This is a genomic window from Lentimicrobium sp. S6, assembly GCF_013166635.1.
Lineage (GTDB): Bacteria > Bacteroidota > Bacteroidia > Bacteroidales > UBA12170 > UBA12170.
The window spans coordinates 1-3,285 of sequence record NZ_JABKBZ010000155.1 but is presented as its reverse complement, the minus strand read 5'-3'; the positions used below and the strand labels follow the sequence as shown (position 1 = coordinate 3,285).

The following is a 3,285-nucleotide window of genomic DNA, read 5'->3' as shown; positions in this document are numbered from 1 at the left end:
TCCTCAATAAATGTGATATAGAGGAGTTTTCTAATGAGAAAGAAGTTTTGGTGAGAACTTGTTTGGGAGTGGGACAAGAGCAAATAAAAAAGCTTAATCTCTATCCAAATCCAGCCACCAGCCAAATTACCTTTGAGCTGCCCGATATCAATAAACAAAGCCAAATCCAAATTAAAGATATCTATGGTAAAGTCATCGCCACATTAAATATAAAACCAAACCAGAGCAAACTCATTTGGGAGTGTAGTGGCATTGCCAGCGTTGTTTATTTTTATGAGGGTGAGATTGGCGGGGAGGTCTATCGTGGGAAGTTTTTGCTTAAATAAAAGAGAAATATGCAAATGCTAGCAAAACCTAAATATGGAACACCAGCGCGTTGGCCCGAAAAATCAGCGGGCGAGCTCCGGCCTAACGGGGGGATAGCTTTGATTTTTCTTGATCTTTTAGTTCTTTTATTCGCTTATCAATTGATTTTATTTGAGCTTATGTGTCGCTTCTCTCGGCAGCATCAAGGCAAAAGGACACAGGAATTGCCAATAGCAAGCGAAAAAGCCGAGTTGATCATCAAAAGCATTGATGGCAAACAAGTGGCCCATATCAACTTAACAGGCGAAACTGGTCAGAAAGTATGGGATACCCGTAGCTTAAAAGCCGGTGCTTATATTTATGAGTTCATTAGCGGAGAACTCAAACAAAGTGGAAAACTAATAATAACTAAATAGTAGTATCAAGTCCTGAAATTGAATAATTTAATTTCAGGACTTTTTATTTTTTTGATGAAACGATTCTGTCCAATAGAAATAAAAAATAAACAAATGAAAAAACAAGGCCTATTATTAATTTTACTAATCCCATTTGTAGTGTTTGGCCAGAATTTCGTTAAAACCTGGGAAAAATGCTATGGAGGAATAGATACAGATAAAGTAAGGAGTATCATTCCACATAAGGATGGTTATCTTTTTTTTGGAACTACATTAAGCCATGATGGTGATGTAAGCAATAATCCCTATGAAGAGGGGGCAGCTTGGTTGGTAAATATAGATAGTAAAGGAAATAAAATATTTGATACCTGTTATGTGGGTAATGGAACTCATGCCAATGGAATAAAAATATTGAATAATGGTTCAGAAGGATTCTACTTTTTAGGTGATACCAGTCCCAATGATGTTAGTATTTCAAATGGATATTGGTTAGCAAAGGCAGATAGCAATTTTAATATTATTTGGCAAGATGTTTATGGTGGATCTGGACAGGAAATGCCTAGAGGAGGTTGCTTAAGTCATAGTGGAGGTGTAATGGAAGTGGGAATTTCATCATCTACTGATGGAGATAAAGAAGTGTCCTATGGTTTTCACGATGATTGGGCAGTAAATTTAAATCCTGATGGTACTAAGAACTGGATTAAAACTTATGGGAATATAAGGCCAAATGAGGGGGGGGGGATAATCCAAACCAGTGATGGAGGTTATATGTTAACAGCAAGTGGTGATAATGATTTACCCGGTAATATTTATTGTGATGGTCATGATGGATTATTATGGGAAGCTTGGGCCATAAAACTCAATAATGAAGGTGAGATTGAATGGAATCTATGTTATGGAGGTACTCATCAAGATGCCTTTAGAGATGTAATAGAAATAGAGGATGGCTTTTTATTTATAGGATCATCCACGTCAGAAGATGGTGATTTAAGTGGTCATTATGGCACACCTGATGAAAGTACTGATATATGGTTGCTTAAATCAGATTTCTATGGTAATGTTATTTGGAGTAAAAACTATGGTGGAACAGACTGGGATTCTGGAAGTAAAATGTTTGAAAATGAGGATGGAGGTTTTACGGTGTTTTCAGCTACCAAATCCCATGATTATGATGTGCAAGGAAATGATAATGTTTCCAATTCCTATATTGTATGGATGTTTAAAATCAATGAAGATGGAGATTTAATCTATCAAAAACCATTTCCTGAAATGATTTATACTCAGACCCCAGATTTTATTAAGGTCTCCGAATACAAATATATTGCAGCGGTGACCAAATGGTTTTTTGGTTGCTACCATGCACCAGGTCAATGGAACGAAGATATCTACATTTTCGAAATACAAGATATGGATGAGTTTATCCCTAGCCAAGCTCAAGGCAACAGCAGTGTTTGTTTGAGCATAGAAACAGAGAATTACTACAGCACAGATTTAGTAATAGACACCATGGAAACCCAATGGTTATTATTACCAGAGGAGGCTGGCGAAATCACAGAAATGCACGATAGTGTATTAATTGCTTGGAACCCCAACTTTCAAGATACCGCATGGCTACAAGTAAGAGCCGTAAACGAGTATGGCGAGAGTGCCTACTCCACACCCAAAGAAATTATGGTTTACCCACCCCTAAATATAGCAGACATCACAGGTCCCGATAGCCTTTGCTCTGCCACCAATACCCATACTATTTTTACCACCACAATAGAAGATGAGAGCCTAGAAACCAACTGGTTCCTACAACCAGAAAGCGCAGGAACTATCCTAAACCAACAAGATACGGCCATAATCACATGGAATCCAACATACGAAGGACAAGTAAGCCTAAAAACAGGCCTCCTCAATAAATGTGATATAGAGGAGTTTTCTAATGAGAAAGAAGTTTTGGTGAGAACTTGTTTGGGAGTGGGACAAGAGCAAATAAAAAAGCTTAATCTCTATCCAAATCCAGCCACCAGCCAAATTACCTTTGAGCTGCCCGATATCAATAAACAAAGCCAAATCCAAATTAAAGATATCTATGGTAAAGTCATCGCCACATTAAATATAAAACCAAACCAGAGCAAACTCATTTGGGAGTGTAGTGGCATTGCCAGCGTTGTTTATTTTTATGAGGGTGAGATTGGCGGGGAGGTCTATCGTGGGAAGTTTTTGCTTAAATAAAAGAGAAATATGCAAATGCTAGCAAAACCTAAATATGGAACACCAGCGCGTTGGCCCGAAAAAGCAGCGGGCGAGCTCCGGCCTAACGGGGGGATAGCTTTGATTTTTCTTGATCTTTTAGTTCTTTTATTCGCTTATCAATTGATTTTATTTGAGCTTATGTGTCGCTTCTCTCGGCAGCATCAAGGCAAAAGGACACAGGAATTGCCAATAGCAAGCGAAAAAGCCGAGTTGATCATCAAAAGCATTGATGGTAAACAAGTGGCCCAATTCAACTTAACAGGCGAAACAGGTCAAAAGGTATGGGATACCCGCAGCTTAAAAGCCGGTGCTTATAATTATGAGTTCATTAGCGGAGAACTCA

Annotated in this window: 4 protein-coding genes; all 4 read left to right on the top strand. The window is 38.3% G+C overall.

Features of this window, described 5'->3' with window-relative positions; genetic code table 11:
- Window positions 1-326 (top strand): T9SS type A sorting domain-containing protein (locus HNS40_RS21885; protein WP_172284847.1); only part of this gene is annotated, 326 nt, incomplete at its 5' end.
- Window positions 327-335: 9 nt separating this feature from the next.
- Window positions 336-722, top strand: a complete 387-nt coding sequence (locus HNS40_RS21880) for a T9SS type A sorting domain-containing protein (RefSeq protein ID WP_172284846.1) — start codon at window positions 336-338, stop codon at window positions 720-722.
- 93 nt (window positions 723-815) lie between these two features.
- Complete coding sequence (locus HNS40_RS21875; protein WP_172284845.1) at window positions 816-2,921, top strand: T9SS type A sorting domain-containing protein; 2,106 nt, start codon at window positions 816-818, stop codon at window positions 2,919-2,921.
- A gap of 9 nt (window positions 2,922-2,930) precedes the next feature.
- Window positions 2,931-3,285 (top strand): hypothetical protein (locus HNS40_RS21870; RefSeq protein WP_172284844.1); only part of this gene is annotated, 355 nt, incomplete at its 3' end.

Coding starts and splice junctions, on each gene's coding strand:
- HNS40_RS21880 (WP_172284846.1), top strand. CDS start 336: ATGCAAATGCTAGCAAAACCTAAATATGGAACACCAGCGCGTTGGCCC.
- HNS40_RS21875 (WP_172284845.1), top strand. CDS start 816: ATGAAAAAACAAGGCCTATTATTAATTTTACTAATCCCATTTGTAGTG.